The sequence below is a fragment of the Actinomadura sp. WMMA1423 genome, assembly GCF_006547145.1.
Lineage (GTDB): Bacteria > Actinomycetota > Actinomycetes > Streptosporangiales > Streptosporangiaceae > Spirillospora.
In genome coordinates this window covers 9,478,044-9,499,625 of the sequence record NZ_CP041244.1, presented here as the reverse complement: position 1 = coordinate 9,499,625, position 21,582 = coordinate 9,478,044, and the positions used below count along the sequence as shown (strand labels likewise).

Annotated in this window: 18 protein-coding genes and 1 tRNA gene; 13 read left to right on the top strand and 6 right to left on the bottom strand. The window is 74.1% G+C overall.

The window, feature by feature from the left end; all coding sequences use genetic code 11:
• The first annotated feature begins 56 nt into the window (after positions 1-56).
• Both FKD65_RS43720 and FKD65_RS43715 read left to right on the top strand, forming a co-directional pair.
• On the top strand, positions 57-869 hold the full coding sequence (locus tag FKD65_RS43720; RefSeq protein WP_141574970.1) for an alpha/beta hydrolase: 813 nt from the start codon (positions 57-59) through the stop codon (positions 867-869).
• 284 nt (positions 870-1,153) lie between these two features.
• Complete coding sequence (locus FKD65_RS43715; protein ID WP_141574968.1) at positions 1,154-1,948, top strand: hypothetical protein; 795 nt, start codon at positions 1,154-1,156, stop codon at positions 1,946-1,948.
• 53 nt (positions 1,949-2,001) lie between these two features.
• Here the strand turns inward: FKD65_RS43715 and FKD65_RS43710 are convergent, their stop codons facing one another.
• The 3 genes from FKD65_RS43710 to FKD65_RS43700 form a co-directional block, all read right to left on the bottom strand.
• Positions 2,002-3,195 carry an RtcB family protein gene (locus FKD65_RS43710; protein ID WP_141574966.1) on the bottom strand — a complete coding sequence of 398 codons (1,194 nt, stop codon included), beginning with the start codon at positions 3,193-3,195 and terminating at the stop codon, positions 2,002-2,004.
• 49 nt (positions 3,196-3,244) lie between these two features.
• Positions 3,245-5,008: a selenocysteine-specific translation elongation factor gene (locus tag FKD65_RS43705; protein ID WP_141586170.1), complete on the bottom strand. Its 1,764-nt coding sequence runs from the start codon at positions 5,006-5,008 to the stop codon at positions 3,245-3,247.
• 202 nt (positions 5,009-5,210) lie between these two features.
• The gene (locus FKD65_RS43700) at positions 5,211-5,819 is read right to left on the bottom strand and encodes a hypothetical protein (protein WP_141574964.1); all 609 of its coding nucleotides are present in this window, start codon (positions 5,817-5,819) and stop codon (positions 5,211-5,213) included.
• A 193-nt stretch (positions 5,820-6,012) separates the two neighbouring features.
• Here FKD65_RS43700 and FKD65_RS43695 point away from each other — a divergent pair, with 193 nt between their 5' ends.
• Together FKD65_RS43695 and FKD65_RS43690 are read left to right on the top strand one after the other, a co-directional pair.
• Positions 6,013-7,479 (top strand): MFS transporter, encoded by a 1,467-nt coding sequence (locus tag FKD65_RS43695; protein WP_141586168.1) that lies wholly within the window; start codon positions 6,013-6,015, stop codon positions 7,477-7,479.
• A gap of 44 nt (positions 7,480-7,523) precedes the next feature.
• Positions 7,524-9,494, top strand: a complete 1,971-nt coding sequence (locus FKD65_RS43690; protein WP_141574961.1) for a propionyl-CoA synthetase — start codon at positions 7,524-7,526, stop codon at positions 9,492-9,494.
• On the opposite strand, the gene FKD65_RS43685 is transcribed toward FKD65_RS43690, so the two are convergent.
• Positions 9,491-9,796 carry a GlsB/YeaQ/YmgE family stress response membrane protein gene (locus tag FKD65_RS43685; RefSeq protein ID WP_141586166.1) on the bottom strand — a complete coding sequence of 102 codons (306 nt, stop codon included), beginning with the start codon at positions 9,794-9,796 and terminating at the stop codon, positions 9,491-9,493. The two genes, FKD65_RS43690 and FKD65_RS43685, sit on opposite strands and share 4 nt — an antisense overlap.
• An 86-nt stretch (positions 9,797-9,882) precedes the next feature.
• Positions 9,883-10,872: a selenide, water dikinase SelD gene (selD, locus tag FKD65_RS43680; RefSeq protein ID WP_141586164.1), complete on the bottom strand. Its 990-nt coding sequence runs from the start codon at positions 10,870-10,872 to the stop codon at positions 9,883-9,885.
• Between the two features lie 193 nt (positions 10,873-11,065).
• On the opposite strand from selD, the gene FKD65_RS43675 reads away from it, so the two are divergent.
• From FKD65_RS43675 to FKD65_RS43640, 8 genes are all read left to right on the top strand, one after another.
• Positions 11,066-12,907: a long-chain fatty acid--CoA ligase gene (locus FKD65_RS43675; RefSeq protein ID WP_141586163.1), complete on the top strand. Its 1,842-nt coding sequence runs from the start codon at positions 11,066-11,068 to the stop codon at positions 12,905-12,907.
• 10 nt (positions 12,908-12,917) lie between these two features.
• Positions 12,918-13,013 (top strand) — tRNA-Sec (locus FKD65_RS43670).
• 63 nt (positions 13,014-13,076) lie between these two features.
• Positions 13,077-13,268 carry a DUF3099 domain-containing protein gene (locus FKD65_RS43665; protein ID WP_141574955.1) on the top strand — a complete coding sequence of 64 codons (192 nt, stop codon included), beginning with the start codon at positions 13,077-13,079 and terminating at the stop codon, positions 13,266-13,268.
• A complete protein-coding gene (locus tag FKD65_RS43660; RefSeq protein WP_141586162.1) occupies positions 13,265-13,891 on the top strand; it encodes a trimeric intracellular cation channel family protein in 627 nt (208 codons plus the stop codon). The genes FKD65_RS43665 and FKD65_RS43660 overlap by 4 nt, the downstream gene beginning before the upstream one ends.
• Positions 13,892-13,949: 58 nt before the next feature.
• Entirely contained in the window at positions 13,950-14,762 is an 813-nt protein-coding gene (gene fdhD, locus FKD65_RS43655; RefSeq protein ID WP_141586161.1) for a formate dehydrogenase accessory sulfurtransferase FdhD, read from the top strand.
• A 162-nt stretch (positions 14,763-14,924) separates the two neighbouring features.
• The gene (locus FKD65_RS43650) at positions 14,925-15,857 is read left to right on the top strand and encodes a metal-dependent hydrolase (RefSeq protein ID WP_141574953.1); all 933 of its coding nucleotides are present in this window, start codon (positions 14,925-14,927) and stop codon (positions 15,855-15,857) included.
• A gap of 129 nt (positions 15,858-15,986) precedes the next feature.
• Entirely contained in the window at positions 15,987-17,756 is a 1,770-nt protein-coding gene (locus FKD65_RS43645) for an SDR family oxidoreductase (RefSeq protein WP_141586160.1), read from the top strand.
• A gap of 47 nt (positions 17,757-17,803) precedes the next feature.
• Positions 17,804-19,417, top strand: a complete 1,614-nt coding sequence (locus FKD65_RS43640; protein WP_141586159.1) for an NAD(P)/FAD-dependent oxidoreductase — start codon at positions 17,804-17,806, stop codon at positions 19,415-19,417.
• A 49-nt stretch (positions 19,418-19,466) separates the two neighbouring features.
• Here the strand turns inward: FKD65_RS43640 and FKD65_RS43635 are convergent, their stop codons facing one another.
• On the bottom strand, positions 19,467-20,915 hold the full coding sequence (locus FKD65_RS43635) for an MFS transporter (protein WP_240809894.1): 1,449 nt from the start codon (positions 20,913-20,915) through the stop codon (positions 19,467-19,469).
• 195 nt (positions 20,916-21,110) lie between these two features.
• Here FKD65_RS43635 and FKD65_RS43630 point away from each other — a divergent pair, with 195 nt between their 5' ends.
• Positions 21,111-21,545 (top strand): CBS domain-containing protein, encoded by a 435-nt coding sequence (locus FKD65_RS43630; RefSeq protein WP_141586157.1) that lies wholly within the window; start codon positions 21,111-21,113, stop codon positions 21,543-21,545.
• The last annotated feature ends 37 nt before the right edge of the window (positions 21,546-21,582 follow it).

The window sequence follows — 21,582 nt, the reverse complement described above, 5'->3', positions numbered from 1 at the left end:
CGAACTGATCCACGCGGGAGACGGTGGCCTTCCGCCGATGATCTGTGGAGGGCGCGGTGGCGACGGCGCGGGAGTGGGAGTTCGCGGGCACGCGGGGGGCGGTCACGGCCCGGATCTGGGCGGACGGCGAGCCGCGCTACGTCGCGGTGCTCGTGCACGGCTACGGCGAGCACCTCGGGCGCTACGACCACGTCGCGGCCGTCCTGGTGCGGCACGGGGCCGTCGTCTGCGGCCCGGACCACCTGGGCCACGGCCGCTCGGCCGGCGAGCGCGTGCTGGTCGAGGACTTCGAGGACCTCGTCGCCGACCTGCACACGGTCGTGGAGGCGGCCCGCGGCGACCACCCGGGGCTGCCCGTCGTCATGATCGGCCACTCCATGGGCGGCCTGATCGCCACCCGGTACGCCCAGCTCCACGGCGGCGTCCTCGCCGCGCTGGTGCTGTCCGGCCCGGTCCTCGGCCGCTGGCACGTCGTGGAGCAACTGCTGCCCCTCGACGAGATGCCGGACGAGCCGATCGACACCGCCACGCTCTCTCGCGACCCGGCCGTTGGGAAGGCCTACACCGAGGATCCGCTGATCTGGCACGGGCCGTTCAGGAAGCCCACCGTCCGGGCCCTCGACACCGCCCTCCGCCGCGTCGACGAGCACGGCTCCCTGGGGGCGCTGCCCACCTTCTACGTCCACGGCGACGCCGACGAGCTCGTACGCCCGCGGGACACCCGCGTCGGCATCGAGGCGGTCCGCGGGGACGACCTCACCGAGCGCCTCTACCCCGGCGCCCGCCACGAGGTCTTCAACGAGACCAACCGCGACGAGGTCCTCGCCGACGTCACCGCCTTCATCGACCGGGTGCTGCCGGAGGCGTGAAGCGCCGGTCCGCGCCGCGCCAGGGCCGGTAGCGGATTCGCCTCGCACGGCCCGCTTCGCCTTCTGGGCGCACCTCGTCCTGGTGCGGCCACGAAGTCCTGACCAGGGCGGACACCCAAACAAGGCCGTCCGAAGCATGGCGACTCTCCGTGAAAAGTTCTTTACTTTAAGACATCATTTCCTGGTTCAAGGGGGGACGTACACATGAACCGGATCCAGATCGACGACCGGGCGACCACGACCGGGCACCGCGACCGCGCGGTCCCACCCGAGGGAGGCGGGTCATGACGGTCCTCTGGCCGCTCGTCGGCGCGGCCGTCATCCCGACGAGCGGCCAGACGTGGCAGCAGGCGATCAGCGCGTTCGAGACGCTCACCGGACGGCCGCTGCCGGTCCGCCGCTGCTACGACGGCGCTCCGCCGTCCACGGTGGCCACCTCGCAGATGCGCTACGACCTGGGGGTGCGCAAGAGCGTCTACAGCATCAAACCGACGATGTCGACGCCGCTGGCGACGCTGCAGTCGCTCGCGAACGACATCATCACCACGGGCGCCAAGGCCGACGTGATCATCTACCACGAGCCGGTCGACAACATGAGCGGTCCCGACTTCATCAACCTCTACAAGCGGTCGGCACCGCCGTTCCGCTCGGCCGGGGTGAAGGTGGGGGTCTGCTACACCAACTACTCGTGCAACCTCCCGTACTCCGATTCGCGGTCGGCGCTGAAGTACTACTGGCCGCCCACGGGCCTGGTCGACTTCATCGGGATCGACGAGTACCCGATCGGCGAGATCTCCGCCACCTCGGACGCCCCTCCGATGGACGTGCGCACGCGGCGGGTGTGCCAGTTCGCCGACTCCCTGGGAGTCCCCCTGGGGCTCGCCGAATGGGGCGTGGACGCCTCCTGGCCGGTCACCAAGTCCGTCCAGTGGATGCGGTCGGTCACCGACTGGGGCCGCCAGCGCACCCTGCTCGGCGTCCCGCTGCGGTGGTCGTGCTATTTCAACATCGCGCCCTACGCCATGACGCACGCCGAGTACGTGGACGCCTACGACAACCAGTCCGACCTGCTGATGTAGGGGGACGGCGGGCCCGGCGCCCCGCCTGAGCGGGGCGCCGGGCCCGCGCGCCTTCAGCCCTTGACGCAGATGAGCTGGCGGAGGTGCGCCACGACCTCGACGAGGTCGGACTGGGCCTCGATCACCGTCTCCAGGTCCTTGTAGGCGCCGGGGATCTCGTCGATGACGCCGCTGTCCTTGCGGCACTCGACGCCCCGGGTCTGCTCGACCAGGTCGTCCACGGTGAAGCTCTTGCGCGCCTTGTTGCGGCTCATCTTCCGCCCCGCGCCGTGCGAGGCCGAGTTGTACGCGGTCTCGTTGCCGAGTCCGCGGACGATGTAGGTGCCGGTCGCCATGGACCCCGGGATGATCCCGAGGTCGCCGCTCCCCGCGCGGATCGCGCCCTTGCGGGTGACGAGCAGCTCGACGCCGCCGTACTCCTCCTCCGCCACGTAGTTGTGGTGGCAGGAGATGACCTGCTCCCACCGGCAGCGCTTCTCCCCGAACCGCTTCGTCACGACGTTCTGCGCGAGGGCCATCATGACGGCGCGGTTGCGGCGCGCGTACTCCTGCGCCCAGAACAGGTCGTGCCGGTAGGAGTCCATCTTGGCGGTGCCGGACAGGAACACGGCGAGGTCGTTGTCCGGCAGGTCCTGGTTGTGCGGGAGCCTGCGGGCGGCCTCGATGTGCTGCTCGGCCAGCTCGTTGCCGATGTTGCGCGACCCCGAGTGCAGGACGAGCCAGATCGCGCCGTCGTCGTCCGCGCACAGCTCCAGGAAGTGGTTGCCCCCGCCGAGCGTGCCCATCTGCGAGCGGGCGCGGCCGAGGCGGGACCGCACCGCCGGGTGCAGGTCCTCGAACGCCTTCCAGAAGTCGTACCAGCCGCGCTCCTTCAGGCCGGGCAGCGCGGACGGGTCGACGGCGGTCTTGTGGGAGCCGCGCCCGACGGGGATCGCCCTCTCCAGGCGGCCGCGCAGGCCGGCCAGGTCGTCGGGCATGTCCTCGACGGTGAGCGAGGACTTCGCGGCGGTCATCCCGCAGCCGATGTCCACGCCGACGGCCGCCGGGGACACCGCGTCCCTCATCGCGATCACCGAGCCGACGGTGGCGCCCTTGCCGTAGTGGACGTCGGGCATCACCGCGAGGCCCTCCACCCACGGCAGGGCGGAGACGTTGCGGAGCTGGTCGAGGGCGAGGTCCTCGACGGTGGACGGGTCGGTCCACATCCGGATCGGGACGCGGCCGCCCTTCAGGGTCTGGTACGGCATTTCCCTCTCCTTGATCGACGGAACCGAACCGCGATCTATGACGCCAGAGTCACCCGTCCCGGTTCAACCGGTTTTCGCCCTGGCGGCGCTCGGTCAGGCCGAGGCGGTCGAGGTGGCGCAGCAGGGCGACGGCGGTGTCGCGGCCGGTCCCGAGGGCCTCGCCGGCCTGGGCGGGCGTGAACGGCTGCGGCAGGGCGGACAGGACGCGCAGCGCCTCCTGGTCGGCGCCGGGGAGCAGCACGATCGCGTCGCCGATCCGCAGGAGGGCGCCCGCGTTCTGCGCGCCGGCGAGGATTTCGCCCGTGAGGCCCAGCTCCTCGAGGCGCTCGGCGCTGGGCGGCCGGAAGGGGGTCTCGGCCAGCTCGGCGCGGAGCCGCTCCACGGCCTCGGCCCAGGGCGGCGGCGGTTCCGCGGCCACCGCCGCCCGCGACGGCTCGGCGGCCCGCGCCGGGGCGGGGCCCGGAGCAGGGCCGTAGACCCGCCCGGCGTCCACGCGCAGCGGCGGCCGGACGAGCGCGGCGACGAGCTGGCGGGCGGGCAGGCCGAGCCGCAGCCGGACGGTCTCCAGGGGGATCCCGGGGGCGCGCGGGCTCTGCGCGGCGTGCCGGGCCGTCTCCTCGGCGAGCCGCTCGAACAGCGACCGCCAGTGCGCCGGGTCGGCGACCCAGTCGCCGTTCAGGGCGACGGCGTCCGGCGGTGGCGCGCAGCCCATGACGGACAGCTCCGACCTGCGGAGCACGCCGTGCCGCCGCAGGACGAGGGCGCCGTCCGGGCGGTCCGGCCAGGACGCCAGCTCCCGGGCGCGGGCGGCGCCGGCGCCCGGCCGCACGAGGGTCGGCGGCCGGACGTCCAGGACGCTCACCCCGGCGATCGAGCGGCGCTCGGGGTCGCGCAGGAGCCCGGTGTCGCCGAGGTGCAGGGCGAGCCGGGTGTTCAGGGTCAGGCGCGCGGTGTCGGGGCCGAGGGGCCGCAGCCGGACCGGGACGGCGGCCGACCCGACGTGCAGCGTCATCCGCCGCGCGAGCCTGCCGGACGCCTCGCCGAAGCGGGTGCGGACGTCGACGCAGGTGGTGTGCGTCCAGGCGCCGGGGGTGACCAGGGCCATGCCGGCGTCCACGCGCCCGGCGTCGCGCAGGGTCAGCACGACGCGGGAGACGCCGCCGACCGATTCGCGGGGCTCGCCGGCGCAGCCGATCGTCCGGACGCGGACGCGCTCGCCCGCGGGCATGAGGAGCAGCTCGTCGCCCACCGCGACCGTTCCGGCGGTGAGGGTGCCGGCGATGACGCTCTGCCGCCCGGCGGTGAACGCCCGGTCGGCCCACAGCCGCACCGGGGCGTCCGGGTCGGGCACGGGCAGCCGGGCGGCGAGGCGGTCGAGCGCGGCGGCCAGCTCGGCCATCCCGGCGCCGGTCTCGGCGCTGACCGCGACGGCCTCCGCGCCCCCCAGCGCGCTCCCGGCGAGCCGCTCGCGGATCTGGCGCAGCGCGGGCTTCGGGTCGGCGGCGTCGGCCTTGGTGACCGCGACGACGCCGAACCGGGCGCCGAGCGCGCCGAGCGCCTCCAGGTGCTCGCGCGTCTGCGGCATCCACCCCTCGTCGGCCGCGACGGCGAGCAGGACCGCGGACGCGGGCGCCGCCCCGGCGAGCATCTCCGGGACGGACCGCTCGCCCCCCGGGGCGTCGACGAACGCGACGCGGCGGCCCGAGGGCAGCTCCGTCCAGGCGCCCGGTTCGCCGGGCTCGCTGCCGGTGAGGGCGCGCACGAGCACCGACTTGCCGTGCCCACCGTGACCGGCGGTGGTGACGACCTGCATCAGCGTCCTTTCCGGGCCTGAACGCCGATGGCCGCGCGAGGGCCGGCCGTGCGGGGGATGGCGGTGCGGGGGTTGCGCAGACGAAGGTCCACGAAAGGCAACCCTATGGAGGCCGGGGCCAGGGGCAAACCGCGACGCGCGGGCGCGGCCGGTTCGCCGGCGACACCGCCCCGGACGGTGGGGCCCCGGCCCTCCCCCTGGCTCAGGCGAACCGGCGGAGGGCCGGGAGGTCGCGGACAAGGGGCGCCAACGCGTCGAGTTCGCGGGTGCGGGCGGGCGGTGTGCTGCCGAACCGTTCCGTCTCGGCTTGTCGCCGAGCCCACGCGTTGGCGAAGACCAGGGCGCGCACCGGCGCGGGGGCCGCGGCGAGGCGCTCGGCCCTTGCCGAGGCCTCGGGGGTGTCCGTCTCGGGCTCGGCGGGGCGCGCCGTCCTCGCATGGGCGCCGGCCGGGGACCGCCACAGCGGGGAGCCGTCGTCGACGAGAGTGTCGGCGGGGGCCGTGCCGCAGGCGGCCAGGAGGGCCGCCGTGAGCGGTTCCGGGTCGGCGCAGCCGGTGCCGGCCAGCAGCCCTACCGTGTGCCGCCCGGTCTGCCAGGCGCTGAGGAATTCGGGCCAGGCTTCCGTGGTCAACACGCTCGCGTAGCGTTCGGTGATCTCGCGCATAACGGGTCCGAGCGCGGTGTGCAGCGGCTCCGGCAGCAGCGTGGCGAGGTCGGCGGCGAGACCGTCCGCGACCGCCGGCCGCTCGCCCGGCCGGCACCCGGGCGGCAGCGGCGTGGCCCAGAGGCGGGACAGGTGGAGCCGCCGCAAGTCGACGGTCTGGACTTCACGGCTGACCCTGTCATCACGCGCGCCTCCCGGGCTCCGTGCCCGACCAGGATAGGGGGCGCGTCGGGCCGTACCGGGGCGTCGCGGGGTGATTCCCCCGCTCTACACTTACTTAGGTTAAGTAAGTACATGCCGTGCGCCGGGCTCCGGCGACCGGCCGATGCGGGAGGTTCGCATGACCGGCGCCCCGGCGGCTCGAGGGACAGGGGTCCCGGCGGTGCGCGAGGCGCGCGCCGCGGTGGTCCCCGGAGCCGGCGCCCCGGCCGCACGGCACACTGGCCCCACGCTGCTCGCGCTCTCCGTGGCGGGGATGGTCGTCTCGGTGCAGCAGACGCTCGTGCTGCCGCTGCTGCCGCAGCTCATGGCCCGCTTCGACGCCCCCATCACCGACGTGACATGGGTGTTCACCGCGTCCCTGCTGGCCGGCGCCGTCGCCACCCCGCTGCTCACGCGGTTCGGCGACATGTACGGCAAGAAGCGGATGATCCTGCTGGCCCTGGTGCTGCTGCTGGCGGGCTCGGCGGTGTGCGCGGTCTCCGGCACGCTGCCGGTGCTGATCGCCGGACGCGCCCTGCAGGGCGTCTCGGTGGCGATGATCCCCCTCGCCATCGGCATGATCCGCGACACGTTCCCGCCCGAGCGGGTCACCACGGCGATCGGCATCGTCAGCGCCACCATGGGCGTCGGCGGCAGCGCGGGCATGATCGTGACCGGGCTGATCGCCGCCCGGACACCGAGCCACCACCCGGTCTTCTGGATCGCCGCCGCGCTGGCGGCGGCCGGGCTGGTGCTGGTCGCCGCCACGGCGCGCGACGTCGGCGTCCGCGCCGGGGGCCGGCCCGACCTGCCGGGCGCGGCGCTGCTCGCCTGCTGGCTGGTGTGCCTGCTGCTCGCCATCAGCCAGGGCAACGCGTGGGGCTGGGCGTCCGCCGGGGTCCTCGGCCTGTTCGGCGCCGCGGCCGCGCTGTGCGCGGTGTGGGTCGCGGTCGAACGGAGGGTCCGCGCGCCCATGGTGCGGCTGAACCTGCTCGTCGGCGCCCGGTCGCTGTCGGCCAACGTCGTCTCGGCGCTGCTCGGCTTCTCGATGTTCGCCGCGTTCACGCTCATCGCGGGCTTCGTGCAGGCGCGGCCGGAGGAGGTCGGGTACGGCCTCGGCGGCTCGGTGCTGGACGTCGGGCTCTACATGCTGCCGAGCACCGTGACGATGCTGGTCTTCTCGGCGATGGCCGGGCGGATCGCCGCCCGGCTCGGCCCCGCCCACACCCTCGCGATCGGGTCGGCGTTCGCCGGGCTCTGCTACGCGTGGCTCGCGGTGTCGAACACGCACGTGTACGACATGCTCGCCTTCAGCGCCATCCAGGGCATCGGGTTCGGGATCGCCTACGCGGCGCTCGGCACCCTCGCCGTCCGGCACGTCCCGATGGACCAGAGCGGGATCGCCAGCGGGATCAACTCCCTCGTGCGGACCACGGGCGGCAGCGTCGCGGGCGCCGTCACCGCGTCGATCCTGGCCGGACGGGCCGCCGCGGGCACCGGCGCGCCCGGCCTCGGCGCCTACGAGCTGTGCTTCTGGATCGTCTCGGCGGGCGCCGCCCTGGCCGCCCTCATCGCCGTCGCGCACGCCCTCCGCCACCCCGGGTAGACCTCCGGCGGCGGCGCGGGCCCTTGACGAACCGGCCCCGCGCCATGCCCTATAGGGGTGCGGCCCGAATCGCGGAGACGCCGGTCCGGGCCTCCGCGCAGATCCGGGCCAGGACCCGTCACCGGGAGGACGACATGGGCGCCTACGCGGCCGCGTACGAACGCAGCATCGCCGATCCGACCCGCTTCTGGGGGCTGGCGGCGCGGGACGTGCGGTGGCTCGTCCCGCCCGACCGGGTGCTGGACGACGGGGCCCCGCCCTTCTACCGCTGGTTCACCGGCGGTGAGCTCAACACCTGCGACAACGCCCTGGACCGCCATGTCGAGGAGGGGCGCGGCGAGCAGGCCGCGCTGATCTACGACAGCCCCGTCACCGGGACCGTGCGGACCTACACCTACCGGGAGCTGACCGAGCTCGTCGCGCGGTTCGCCGGAGCCCTGCGCGCGCAGGGCGTCGAGCGCGGCGACCGCGTGGTGATCTACCTGCCGATGGTGCCCGAGGCCGTCATCGCGATGCTGGCGTGCGCCCGGCTCGGGGCGGTGCACTCGGTGGTCTTCGGCGGGTTCGCGGCGCGCGAGCTGGCCGTCCGCATCGACGACGCCCGCCCGAAGGCGGTCGTGTCGGCGTCCTGCGGCATCGAGGCCGGCCGTGTCGTCCCCTACAAGCCGCTGCTGGACCGGGCGCTGGAGCTCGCCCGGCACAAGGTCGAGCGGTGCGTGATCCGCCAGCGCGAGCAGCTGCACGCCGACCTCGTCCGGCCGCGGGACGTGGAGTGGGACGAGGCCGTCGCGGCCGCAGAGCCCGCCGGGTGCGTTCCCGTCGCCGCCACCGACCCGCTCTACATCCTCTACACCTCGGGCACGACCGGGCGGCCGAAGGGCGTCGTCCGGGACAACGGCGGGCACGCGGTGGCGCTGCGCTGGTCGATGGAGAACGTCTTCGACGTGGGGCCGGGCGACGTCTTCTGGGCGGCGTCCGACGTCGGCTGGGTCGTCGGGCACTCCTACATCGTCTACGCGCCGCTGCTCACCGGCTGCACGACCGTGCTGTACGAGGGCAAGCCGGTGGGGACGCCGGACGCGGGCGCGTTCTGGCGCGTCGCCGCGCAGCACCGTGTCAAGGCGCTGTTCACCGCGCCGACCGCGATCCGGGCGATCAAGAAGGAGGACCCCGAGGGCGCGCTGCTCGCCGGGCACGACCTGTCCGCCCTGGACACGCTGTTCCTCGCCGGCGAGCGCCTCGACCCCGACACCTACCGGTGGGCCTCGCGGGTCCTGGAGCGGCCGGTGATCGACCACTGGTGGCAGACCGAGACCGGCTGGCCGATCGTGGCGAACCTGCGCGGGCTGGAGCCGATGCCGGTCAAGGCGGGGTCCCCCTCGGTGCCGGTGCCCGGGTACGACGTGCGGGTGCTCGGCCCGGACGGGTCGCCCGTCCCGCCGGGCGCCGACGGCGACATCGCGATCCGGCTGCCGCTGCCGCCGGGCACGCTGCCCACGCTGTGGCAGGACGACGAGCGGTTCGTCGAGTCGTACCTGACCAAGCACCCCGGCCACTACCTGACCGGCGACGGCGGGCACATCGACGAGGACGGCTACGTGTGGGTGATGGGCCGCACCGACGACGTGATCAACGTCGCCGGGCACCGGCTGTCCACCGGGACGATGGAGGAGGTCATCTCCGCCCATCCGGCCGTCGCGGAGTGCGCGGTCATCGGCGTCCAGGACGCGCTGAAGGGGCAGGTGCCGCGCGGGCTCGTCGTGCTCAAGAGCGGGGTCCTGGCCGAGCCCTCGGAGGTGTGCGCCGAGCTGGTCGCGATGGTCCGCGAGCAGGTCGGGCCGGTGGCCGCGCTCAAGGAGATCTCCGTCGTGCCCGCGCTGCCGAAGACGCGGTCGGGCAAGATCCTGCGGGGCGTGATGCGGGGCATCGCCGACGGGCAGGAGGTGCCGGTCCCGTCCACGATCGAGGACCCCGAGGTCCTGGACGGCCTGCGCCCGGTGCTGCGCCGGCCCTAGGGCTCTTCAGGGGGGCGGCGGCCGGTGTCGCGCGTCGCGGCCCCGCGCTCGGGCCAGAACGCCGCCACCAGGAGGATGGCGGCCACCGGAAGGGCGGACTGGAACAGCGCCTCCCACACGTTCCAGCCGCCGTCGCCGAGGTCGGACAAGTGGACCAGGCCCGTCCCGGCGAACGCCGCGACGACGCCGACCGTGGCCAGCAGCCATGCCGGCACGCGCTTGCGGCCCGCCAGCACGAACCGGCTCAGGACTCCGATGGCCGCGCCCAGGACGACGGCGGCCACGATCCCGCCGATGGTCATGCGTCGCCTCGCCTCCCCCCGTCCCCATGAGGCCAGCCGGGGACCTACCCGCGACCTTGATCGGCGACACGGGGCGGCGCGGGCGGCTAGCGGATGACGAGGGTGTACCGCTGCCGGCCGACGAGCTCCCCGATGACGGGGGCGCCGGGGATCTCCCCGGCGACCAGCAGCCCGCCGGAGGTCTGGGCGTCGGCGAGCAGGAGGCGCTCCTCCTCGGCGATCCGGCGGAAGTCGGTGTGCGGGGAGACCCACCTGAGGTTGCGGCGGGTGCCGCCGGGGACGAACCCGTCCCGCACCGCGGCGCGCGCGCCGTCCAGGTAGGGGACGGCGGAGGCGTCCACGACGGCGGTGACGCCGCTCGCCCGAGCCAGCTTGTACAGGTGGCCGAGCAGCCCGGGTCCGGCGACGTCGGTGGCGCAGGCGGCGCCGCGCTCGAGGGCGGCCAGGCCAGCCGCCGCGTTCAGCTCCGTCATGGCCGCGACCGCGTGCGCGAACACCTCGCCGGTCGCCTTGTGCCGCGCGTTCAGGACGCCGAGGCCGAGCGGCTTGGTCAGCGTGAGCGGGACGCCGGGGCGGCCCGCGTCCAGCCGCAGCAGCCGGTCCGGGTCGGCGATCCCGGTGACCGCGAGGCCGTACTTGGGCTCGGGGTCGTCGATGGTGTGGCCGCCGGCGATCGCGACGCCGGCGAGGGCCGCCGTGTCCCGCCCGCCGCGCAGCACCTCGCGGGCCAGCTCGGCGGGCAGCGCGTCGGCGGGCCAGCCGAGCAGGTTGAGGGCCATCAGCGGCACTCCCCCGACGGCGTACACGTGCGAGAGCGCGTTCGCGGCCGCGATGCGGCCCCAGTCGTAGGCGTCGTCGACGACGGGGGTGAAGAAGTCGGCGGCCGACACCACGGCCCGGCCGCCCTCGATCCGCAGCACGGCGGCGTCGTCGCCGTCGGGACCGCCGACCAGGAGCGCGTCGTCCCCGCCGGTGAGGCCGGCCACGATCCGCTCCAGCTCCCCCGGCGGGATCTTGCACGAGCCGCCGCCGCGCGCGTACTGCGTCAGGCGGGCCACCGGGGCGAGTCGGGTCACCGCAGAATTTAACGCACAACTACCTCAAATGATCAACAAACGGACGGTATGCACTCGGTCACCGATCGGCGACCGGTCCCGCGACCAGCACGGAAAAGCCTCCACCCCCTTGTCCGAACCCTGTTCGGCATGATGCGATCTCCCCTCTGCAAGTCATCACTTACTTCGGTGACCAACGACCACGAGGGGCGACATGGGGATCCAGGAACAGCGGGCCGACCTCGACCGGGCCGTCGCGGGGCAGACGATCTGCACCGCCCTCGCCGCGACCGCCGAACGGCACGGGGGCAGGCCCGCCTATTCCGACCGGATCGACGGCGAGTGGCAGACCCTCACCTGGGCGGAGACGAGGACCCGCGCGCTGGAGACGGCGGCCGGGTTCGCCGCGCTCGGCCTGGAGGCCGGCGACGTCGTCGCGCTGATGATGCCGAACCGCTCCGAGCACGTCCTGGCCGACCTCGGCGCGGTGCACGCCGGCGGGGTCCCCACCACCGTGTACGCGACGCTCGCGCCCGACCAGGTCGCCTTCGTGGCCGGCCACTGCTCGGCGAAGTACGCCGTACTGGACGGCATCGACCAGCTGGGCCGCTGGCTGCCCGCCCTGGACCGCCTGCCCGGCCTCCGCAAGATCATCGTGGTGAACGCCAAGGCGTGCCCGCCAGGCGACCGCTTCCTCAGCTGGGACGCCCTCACCGAGCTCGGCCGCCGGGAGCTGGCCGCCGACCCGCTCGCGATCGACCGGCGCTGGCAGGCGGTCAGGCCCGAGGACACCGTCACCCTGCTCTACACCTCCGGCACCACCGGCGACCCCAAGGGCGTCCTGATCACGCACTCGATGGTGCTGCACGAGGCCGAGATGGTCGAGCGCAGCTCGGTCCTGCCCGAGCACCCCGCCGGGATCTCCTACCTGCCGTTCGCCCACATCGCCGACCGCGTGCTCAGCTACTACCTGCCGGTCCGGCTGGCCTCGCACGTCCATTTCTGCCCCGACCCGGCCCAGCTGACGTCGGTCCTCGGCGCGGTCCGGCCGCACTCCTTCTTCGGCGTCCCGCGCGTCTGGGAGAAGATCATGGCCGGCATCCAGGCCGTGCTGTCGGCCGAGCGGGACGAGGCGAAGAAGCGGGCGGTCGCCGCCGCCCTCGACGCGGGCCGCGCCTACGTGACGGCGCAGGAGCACGGGGGCACGCTCACCCCCGAGATCGCCGAGGCCTTCGAGCGCGCCGACCAGGCCGTCCTCACCCCCATGCGCGCCCTGCTCGGCCTGGACCGGGTCCTCCAGGCGTCCAGCGCCGCCGCGCCGCTGCCCGTCGAGGTGGCCCGGTTCTTCGCCGGCCTCGGCCTGAAGATCTTCGACGCCTACGGGATGACGGAGACGACGGGCGCCATCACCGCCAACCTGGCCGACTCGTTCAAGCTCGGCACCGTGGGGCGCCCCTTCCCCGGCGTCGAACTGAAGCTCGCCGACGACGGCGAGATCCTCGTCCGCGGGGCCACGTGCACCCCCGGATACCTGGACCGGCCCGACGCCACCGCGGACCTGATCGACTCGGACGGCTGGGTGCACACCGGTGACGTCGGCCGCCTCGACGGCGACGGCTTCCTCACCGTCGTCGACCGCAAGAAGGAGCTGATCATCACCGCGGGCGGCGAGAACATCGCGCCGTCCCTGGTCGAGAACCGCCTCAAGGAGCACCCGCTCATCGGCCAGGCCCTCGCCTTCGGCGACCGCCGCCCCTACGTCATCGCCCTCATCACCCTCGACGGCGAGGTCGCGCCCGTCTGGGCGGCGGCCCACGGGATCGAGGCCACCGACCTCGCCGCCCTCGCCGACCACCCCCTCGTCCTGGAGGAGGTCGCCCGGGCGGTCGAGGACGCCAACGCCCGGCTCGCCCGCGTCCAGCAGGTCAAGAGGTGGCGGCTGCTCACCGCCGAGTGGACCGCCGAGAGCGAGGAGCTCACCCCGACCCTCAAGCTCAAGCGCCGCGTCGTGCACACCAAGTACGCCGCCGACATCGACGCCCTGTACACCGGCTAAGATCACCGCCGGAGGCGTGTGAGCGCCTGGTGGCCTCCCCGGCCTTCAAAGCCGACGGTCCCGAGGATCTCGGGACGGCGGGTTCGATTCCCGTACGCCTCCGCCACCCCGCCCCCAGGCGGGGGCGGGGGCGGGGCGAGCCGGTTCGGGCGCGGCGTAACGTGAGGGCATGAGGCGTCGCAAGCTGGCCTACGGGATCATGATGGGGACCTGCCTCACCCTGTTCGTGCTGGCCTGGGCGGTGGTGCGGCTGTACTCGCACACGGCCGCGATCGCGATGACGGTGGTCGCGCTGGTGATCCCCCCGTTCGCCGCGATCGTGGCGAACTGGAACATCGACCGCCGGGACCGGCGCGATTGAGCGGCCAGGGTGTCGCCTGGCTGCTCGACCTCGCCGGGATCTTCGTCTTCGCGGTCTCGGGGGCCCTCGCGGCCGTCCGGCAGCGGCTGGACGTCGTCGGGATGGTGGTGCTGGCGGAGATCACCGCGCTCGGCGGCGGGATCCTGCGCGACCTGCTCATCGGGGCCGTCCCGCCGGCGGCCTTCACCGACCTCGGTTACGTGCTGGTCCCGTTGGCGGCCTCGGCGCTGGTGTTCTTCTGGCATCCGCAGGTGACGCGGCTGCTGCCCGCGGTGCTGCTGTTCGACGCCGCCGGGCTCGGGCTGTTCTGCGCCACCGGGACGGTCAAGGCGCTCGCGTACGGGCTCTCGCCGGTGCACGCGGTGCTCCTCGGGATCGTGACGGCGGTCGGCGGCGGCATCCTGCGCGACGTGCTGGCCGGGCGGATCCCCGCGGTGCTCTACGACCGGCAGCTGTACGCGGTCCCCGCGCTGCTCGGCGCCGCCGCGACCGCCGCGGCAGACGCCGCCGGCCTGCACGGCGGAGCCGTCACCGCGGGCGCCGCCGCGATGGCGTTCGGGCTCCGCGTCCTCGCCATGCGCCAGGGGTGGCGGGCCCCCCGCCCCCGCGGAGTACCGGACTGACCCGCGCGGAGCCCGCGCCCTTCGTTTGCGGCGGGTCGTCGGGGTACCGTCAACGTTCATGGGGCGGATCACCGTGCGCAGGCCCGTACTGCGGCTGAGCGCGTCCGGCGCGCCGGTGCGGCGGCCCGACACGCTCGCGGCGGAGGAGCCGCTGGAGATACGCGTCGCCGGCAAGCCGCTCACGATCACGATGCGCACCCCGGGGCACGACTTCGACCTCGTCGCCGGCTTCCTGGCGGCCGAGGGCGTGGTCGCCCGGGCCGCCGACATCGCGACGATGCGGTACTGCGCGGACACCGAGGAGCAGAACACGCTCGACGTCGTGCTGTCCCCGGGCGTTACACCGCCCGACGACTCCATGACGCGGGCGTTCACCACCACCAGCGCCTGCGGGGTCTGCGGGAAGGCGAGCATCGAGGCACTGCGCTCCGACCGGCCCTACGAGGTGGCCGCGGACCCGGTGCGGCTGACCCCTGCCGTGCTGGCGACGATGCCCGAGCGGCTGCGCGGGGCGCAGCGTGTTTTCGACCGGACGGGCGGCCTGCACGCCGCCGGGCTCTTCGACGCGGACGGCGGGCTCCTGGCCGTGCGGGAGGACGTCGGCCGGCACAACGCCGTCGACAAGGTGATCGGCTGGGCGCTGCGGCAGGAGAGGCTGCCGCTGGCCGGGACGGTCCTCATGGTGAGCGGGCGCGCGTCGTTCGAGCTGACCCAGAAGGCGATGACGGCGGGCGTCCCGGTGCTGGCGGCGGTGTCGGCGCCGTCCTCGCTGGCGGTGGACCTCGCCGAGGACGCCGGGATGACGCTCGTGGGCTTCCTGCGCGGCGAGAACATGAACGTCTACACCGGGGCGGAGCGTATCGCCCTCTGATCGGGGCCGTTTGTCATAAAGGATCGAAAACCGAGCGGTAACTTGTTGGGTTGCCCTCAAGAAACCGCGGGTCCGGCAGGAGTTGACTGCTCTGCCAATGACCAACGCGGCGGCGGGGGCTCGCCGCGCCCGGCGCCCGGACGCGTGGAAGGCGAGGACCGAATGACGAGGCCCCAGGTGAGCGGCGGAGCGGCGCCCATCGACGAGCGCCACCCGCCGATCAAGCCGCGGCGCGTCTCCTTCGACTGGTCGCGGACTCCGCTGCACTGGGTCCCGAACGACCCGGTCGCCACCCACATCATCAACTCCTTCCACATCGTCCTGCCCGAGGGCGAGAAGTGGTTCATCCAGTGCGTCAAGGACGCCCGCCCGCACATCCGCGACGAGCGGCTGCTGGAGGAGATCAAGGGCTTCATCGGGCAGGAGATGGTGCACGCCCGCTCCCACCAGGGCGTGCTCGACCAGATTCTGGAGCGCAACGGGATCGACGTCTCCAAGATCACTGACGCGGCGGGGCGGGGGAACGCCGAGCGCCCCGCGCAGATGGCGGCGCTGAAGGAGCGCAACCCGCGGGCGTGGCGGCGGCGGCTGCGCTTCGAGCTGGCCGCGGTCGCCTCGATCGAGCACTACACCGCCGTCCTCGGCCAGTGGATCATGGACAACGACCGGCTCGACAAGGCCGGCGTCGACCCGACGATGCTGGACCTGCTGCGCTGGCACGGCGCCGAGGAGGTCGAGCACCGCTCGGTGGTGTTCGACGTCTACAAGGCCGTGGGCGGCCGGTACCCGACCCGCGTCGCCGCGTGGGTGGTGTCGCTGTTCTTCCTGTACTGGGCGCTGATCGGCGGTTCGCTCTACCTGCTCAAGCAGGACCCGACGATCAAGGGGCGGGTGAGCCCGCTGCGCGTCTACCGGTCCTACCGGCGCTCCGTCCGGCTCGGCCACGTGCCCGGCATCTTCCGTCTCCTGCTCGGCGAGGCGCCGGTCTACCTCAGGCCGGACCACCACCCGTCGAAGGTGTGCTCCACGCCCCGCGCTCTGGAGTACCTCATGCAGTCGCCCGCCGCGAAGGCCGGGGGCTACGACCCGTACTAGAAGCACGGGATTCCACCGATGCGCGTGGGATTCTCATTCGGTGTACGGTTCCTCCAGACCATCGGCGGCGGACCGGTCAAGGGGCGCCTGGAGGGGCGCTCCCCGGTGGGCCCGACGGGAGACGACCGCATGAAACACCCCGCCCCACCCGCCATCCGGCGGCGCGTCCGCGGCGACGGCGTCGACCTCGCCGTCTACGAGCAGGGCGACCGGTCGCGCCCGACCGTCCTGCTGGTCCACGGCTACCCCGACACCCACGCGGTCTGGGACGAGGTGGCCGCGCGGCTCGCCGAGCGGTTCCACGTCGTCCGGTACGACGTGCGCGGCGCGGGCGCCTCGTCCCGTCCGTTCGGGCGCAGACGCTACACGTTCGAGTACCTGATGGCCGACATGCAGGCGGTGCTGGACGCGACCGCGCCCGAGCGCAGGGTGCACCTCGTCGGGCACGACTGGGGCTCGATCCAGTCGTGGGAGGCGGTCTGCACCATGCAGGACCGCTTCGCCTCGTTCACCTCGATCTCCGGGCCGTGCCTGGACCACGTCGCGCACTGGACGCGCCGGAACCTGGCGCGCCCCACCCCGGGCAACCTGCGGCGGGCGGCCGGGCAGGCCGTCCGGTCCTGGTACATCTACTTCTTCCAGACGCCGGTGCTGCCGGAGCTGCTGTGGCGGGCCGGGATGGCGAAGCCGTTCGCCAAGGCCCTGGAGCTCGGCGAGGGCGTCCCGCCCCGGCACGGCCACCCGGCGAGGACGATGGCGGGCGACGCCGCCGCCGGCGTCGGGCTGTACCGGGCCAACATGCTCCAGCGGCTCCGCCGCCCGCGCGACCGGCGCACGGACGTCCCCACGCAGGTGATCGTCCCGACGAGGGACCTGTTCGTCTCGCCGCACCTGGTGGGCGGGCTCTCGGCCCGCGTGCCGAACCTGTCGCTGCGGCCGATCAAGGCCGGGCACTGGGTGCCGCGCAGCCACCCGGACGTCGTCGCGCGCTGGATCGCCGAGCACGTCACCGGCGTCCAGGGCGGCCCGCTCGGCACGGCCGAGACGCGCGCGCTCAGGCGCGCCCGGGTGTCGCGGAACCGGCGGCCCTTCGACGGGTCCCTCGTCGTCGTCACCGGCGCGGGCAGCGGGATCGGCCGCGCCACCGCGCTCGCCTTCGCCGAACGCGGCGCCGAGGTCGTCGCGGCCGACCTCGACCTGGAGGCCGCCGGGCGCACCGCCGAACTCGCCGGTTTTCTGGGCCCGGCCGGGCACGCGGTCCAGGTGGACGTCTCCGACCGCGGCGCGATGGAGACCTTCGCCAAGACCGTGATGCACGAGCACGGGGTGCCCGACGTCGTCGTCAACAACGCAGGGATCGGCATGGCCGGGCCCTTTCTGGAGCACGACACCGACGACTGGCGCCGGGTCCTGGACGTCAACCTCTGGGGCGTCCTCCACGGCTCGCGGCTCTTCGCCGAGCAGATGGTCGAGCGGGGACAGGGCGGCCACATCGTCAACACCTCCTCGGCGGCCGCGTTCATGCCCTCCCGAGCACTCCCCGCCTACGCGACGAGCAAGGCGGCCGTCCTGATGCTGTCGGAGTGCCTGCGCGCCGAACTGAAGGGCAAGGGGATCGGGGTCAGCGCCATCTGCCCCGGGATCGTCGACACCGACATCACCCGGACGTCCCGCTTCGTCGGCCGGGGCCGGGAGGACGAGGCCCGCAGCCGGGAGCGGGCCGCGCGCGCCTACGCCCGCCGGGGCTACGGGCCCGACCGCGTGGCGAAGCAGATCGTCGCGGCCGTCCGCGACGACCGGGCGGTCGTCCCGGTGACGCCGGAGGCCCGGCTCGGCTACCTCGGGTCGCGCGTGGCGCCGGGCGTGATGCGGCTGCTGGCCCGCCTCGACCTGGGCTGAGCACCGCCCCCGGGGACCCGTAGGGTGATCAAGGGGAGGGATGCCGCATGGCCGATGCCGTGGTGGTCGGGGCGGGGCACAACGGGCTCGTCGCCGCCAACGTGCTGGCCGACGCCGGGTGGGACGTGGAGGTCCTCGAGGCGCAGCCGGAACCGGGCGGTGCCGTCCGCAGCGACCGGGGCGTCCACCCCGACTACGTGAGCGACCTGTGCAGCGCGTTCTACCCGCTCGGCGTCGCGTCCCCCGCGATGCGGGCGCTGGAACTGGAGCGGCACGGGCTGCGCTGGCGGCACGCGCCCGCCGTGCTCGCCCACCCCCTCCCGGACGGGCGCTGCGCCGTCCTCGAACGCGACCGCGACGCGACCGCCGCGGGCCTGGACGCGCTCGGCGCGGGCGACGGCGAGGCGTGGCTGCGGCTCTGCCGCATGTGGGACGAGATGGGAGAGGACGTCCTGCGCGCCCTGCTCGCCCCGTTCCCGCCGGTCCGGGCCGCCCTCCCGCTGCTGGCGTCGGCGCGCCGGGCGGGCGGTCTGCGCGCCCTGCGCACCCTGCTGGCCCCCGTCCGCACGCTCGGGGAGCAGGAGTTCGGCGGGCCCGGCGGCCCCCTGCTGCTCGCCGGGTCGGCGCTGCACACCGACATGTTCCCCGAGTCGGCCGCCGGGTCGATGTTCGGATGGATCCTCGCCATGACCGGCCAGCGGTACGGGTGGCCCGTCCCCGAGGGCGGCGCGGGCGAGTTGACGGCGGCGCTCGTGCGGCGGCTCGAGTCGCGCGGCGGTCGCCTGCGCTGCGGCACCGCGGTCTCGTCCGTCGTCGTGCGCAACGGCCGCGCGCTCGGTGTCCGCACCGCGGCGGGCGAACCGGTGCGCGCCGCGCGGGCCGTCCTCGCCGACGTCTCGGCCCCCGCCCTCTACGGAGGCCTGGTCGGCTGGGCGGACCTGCCCGCCTCGCTCCGCGCGGACATGCGCCGCTTCGTCTGGGACCACGCGACCTTCAAGGTCGACTGGGCGCTGTCGGGGCCGATCCCCTGGGCGTCGGACGGCGCCGGACGCGCCGGGACCGTCCACCTCTCCCCCGGCATGGACGCGATGACCGACTACAGCGCGCACCTCGCCACCGGCCGCGTCCCGGCCGAGCCGTTCGCCCTGCTCGGCCAGATGACGACCGCCGACCCCGCCCGCTCCCCCGCCGGAACCGAGTCGGTCTGGGCGTACACGCACGTCCCGCACCGTGTGAGGGCCGACGCGGGCCCGGACGGCATCACGGGTGCCTGGGACGAGCGCGAGAGCGACGCCATGGCCGGCCGCCTCGAGAGCGTCGTGGAACGCCTGGCCCCCGGTTTCCGCTCCCGCGTCCTCGACCGCCGCGTCACCGCCCCGCCCGCGTTCGGAGACCACAGTGCCAACCTGCGCAACGGAGCCCTCAACGGCGGCACGGCGATGCTCCACCAGCAACTGGTGTTCCGGCCCGTCCCCGGCCTCGGGCGCGCCGAGACGCCGGTCGCGGGCCTGTACCTCGCGTCGGCGTCCGCGCATCCGGGCGGCGGCGTGCACGGCGCGTGCGGCGCCAACGCGGCCCGGGCCGCCCTCGCCCACGCCGGGCCCGCGGGGCGCGTGCTCACCCCGGCCCTGAATGCGGTGACGCGCCTCCTCGCCCCGTGACGGGGGCGAGGAGGCGCGGCGGGACGAGAGGCGGTCAGGGGGGCGGCGGTCAGGCGGGCGCGGGCTCCTCCGCCGACAGCGGCCTGGCCACGTCCTCCAGGGACCGCTGCGCGGCCTCGACGCCGATCGCCAGCTCCACCAGCCCGGCGGCGATCATCAGCCCGGCGCCCAGGTAGTAGCCGTTCACGACGTTGGCCACCTTCTCGGTCTCCACCAGGCGCCCGAACAGCGCGGGGCCGATCACGCCGCCGAGGCCCGTCCCGACCGCGTAGAACGCCGCGATCGCCATCGCCCGGGTCTCCATCGGGAAGATCTCGCTGACCGTGAGGTAGGCCGACGACGCGCCGGCGGAGGCGAAGAAGAACACCACGCACCAGCAGGCGGTCAGCGTCCAGGCGTCGAGCAGGTCCGCGCGGAACAGCAGCCCGGTGCCGATGAGGAGCACGCCGGAGGCCACGTAGGACGCCGTGACCATCGTCCTGCGGCCGACCGTGTCGAACAGCTTGCCCAGGAAGAACGCGCCCAGGAAGTTCCCGACGCCGATCGGGATCAGGTAGTAGCCGATCTTGGCGTCGGGCACGTCGAAGAACGTGCTGAGCACGAGCGCGTAGGTGAAGTACACGGCGTTGTAGAGGAACGCCTGCCCGATGAACAGCGAGAGTCCGAGGACGGTCCGGCGGGGGTAGCGGCGCACGGCCGTCGAGGCGATCTCCCGGAAGGAGACGACCCGGCGCTGCCGCACCCGGATGCTCCCGCGGGGCTCCTCCAGCGCCTCGCCGGTCTCCTCGGTGATCTCGCGCTCGATGCCGCCCACCACGCTCTCGGCCTGCTCCTCGCGCCCGTGGATGAACAGCCAGCGCGGGCTCTCCGGCACCATCCGGCGCACGAACAGCACGCCGAGGCCGAGGACCGCGCCGAGCGCGAACAGGGCCCGCCAGCCGAGGTCCTCGGGGACGAGGTCGCCGTTCAGCACCGGGATCGACAGCGCCGCCGCGATGGAGGTGCCGATCCAGAACGAGCCGTTCACCACCACGTCCACCCGGCCCCGCACCCGCGCCGGGATCAGCTCGTCGATCGCCGAGTTGATGGCCGCGTACTCGCCGCCGATGCCGGCCCCGGTGAGGAAGCGGCAGGCGTAGAACCACATCGGGTTGAACGAGAACGCGGTCGCGACGGTGGCCGCCAGGTACAGCGCCAGCGTGATGATGAAGAGCTTCTTGCGCCCGAACCGGTCGGTCAGGTGCCCGAAGAACAGCGCCCCGAGGCACGCGCCGATCACGTAGATGGACGCGGCCATCCCGACCTGGCCGTCGGTCAGCCCGAGCCCGCCGGAGGCGTCGGTGAGCCGCGGGCCGATGACGCCGACGACGGTCACCTCCAGCCCGTCCAGGATCCAGACGGCGCCGAGGCCGAGCAGGACCGTCCAGTGCCAGCGTGACCACGGAAGGCGGTCGAGCCGCCCCGGGATGTCAGTTTCGATGGTTCGATCCGACGTCATCGTCATGCATCCCTTGGTTCCCGATCTACGGCTTTTATGCCGCCTTTATGTCACCACCTGACCGGGCGGTTCCCTGGCCGGGGGTTTCGCCGGACGCCGGAACATGCGATTTTGGCAGGACCAAGACCCGGCGAGCGGCCCGCCCCCGGCGGCCGCCGCCCCCCGGGTCCGAGACCGGCACCGGGAGCGTGAGGCATGAGGATTCGCGACATCCTGCGGAGGAAGGGAGACGCGGTGGCCACGGTGCGGCCCGACGCCACCGTGCGGCAGCTCCTCTCCGTCCTGGCGGAGCACAACATCGGGGCCTCGGTGGTCTCGCCCGACGGCGCGTCGATCGCCGGCATCGTCTCCGAGCGGGACGTGGTGCGGCGGCTGCACGAGCACGGCGCGGCGCTGCTCGACCGCCCCGTCTCGGAGATCATGACCGCCGAGGTCCGCACCTGCGGCCCCGGCGACCAGGTCGAGGACCTGCGCCGCGCCATGACCGAGCACCGGTTCCGCCACGTGCCCGTCGTCGAGGACGGCCGGCTCGTCGGCATCGTCAGCATCGGCGACGTCGTCAAGAGCGCCATCGACGAGCTGGAGAGCGAGCGCGAGCACCTCGTCGACTACATCCAGCGCGCTCCCTGAGCGCTGTGGGGCGCGGCCCCCGCCCCCACCGGGCGGG

Bases quoted from the DNA above. Each gene is read 5' to 3' on its own strand.
- FKD65_RS43715 (WP_141574968.1), top strand. From the start codon at position 1,154: ATGACGGTCCTCTGGCCGCTCGTCGGCGCGGCCGTCATCCCGACGAGC.
- FKD65_RS43710 (WP_141574966.1), bottom strand. From the start codon at position 3,195: ATGCCGTACCAGACCCTGAAGGGCGGCCGCGTCCCGATCCGGATGTGG.
- FKD65_RS43705 (WP_141586170.1), bottom strand. From the start codon at position 5,008: ATGCAGGTCGTCACCACCGCCGGTCACGGTGGGCACGGCAAGTCGGTG.
- FKD65_RS43695 (WP_141586168.1), top strand. From the start codon at position 6,013: ATGACCGGCGCCCCGGCGGCTCGAGGGACAGGGGTCCCGGCGGTGCGC.
- FKD65_RS43690 (WP_141574961.1), top strand. From the start codon at position 7,524: ATGCCCTATAGGGGTGCGGCCCGAATCGCGGAGACGCCGGTCCGGGCC.
- FKD65_RS43685 (WP_141586166.1), bottom strand. From the start codon at position 9,796: ATGACCATCGGCGGGATCGTGGCCGCCGTCGTCCTGGGCGCGGCCATC.
- FKD65_RS43675 (WP_141586163.1), top strand. From the start codon at position 11,066: ATGGGGATCCAGGAACAGCGGGCCGACCTCGACCGGGCCGTCGCGGGG.
- FKD65_RS43665 (WP_141574955.1), top strand. From the start codon at position 13,077: ATGAGGCGTCGCAAGCTGGCCTACGGGATCATGATGGGGACCTGCCTC.
- fdhD (WP_141586161.1), top strand. From the start codon at position 13,950: ATGGGGCGGATCACCGTGCGCAGGCCCGTACTGCGGCTGAGCGCGTCC.
- FKD65_RS43650 (WP_141574953.1), top strand. From the start codon at position 14,925: ATGACGAGGCCCCAGGTGAGCGGCGGAGCGGCGCCCATCGACGAGCGC.
- FKD65_RS43645 (WP_141586160.1), top strand. From the start codon at position 15,987: ATGAAACACCCCGCCCCACCCGCCATCCGGCGGCGCGTCCGCGGCGAC.
- FKD65_RS43640 (WP_141586159.1), top strand. From the start codon at position 17,804: ATGGCCGATGCCGTGGTGGTCGGGGCGGGGCACAACGGGCTCGTCGCC.
- FKD65_RS43635 (WP_240809894.1), bottom strand. From the start codon at position 20,915: ATGACGTCGGATCGAACCATCGAAACTGACATCCCGGGGCGGCTCGAC.
- FKD65_RS43630 (WP_141586157.1), top strand. From the start codon at position 21,111: ATGAGGATTCGCGACATCCTGCGGAGGAAGGGAGACGCGGTGGCCACG.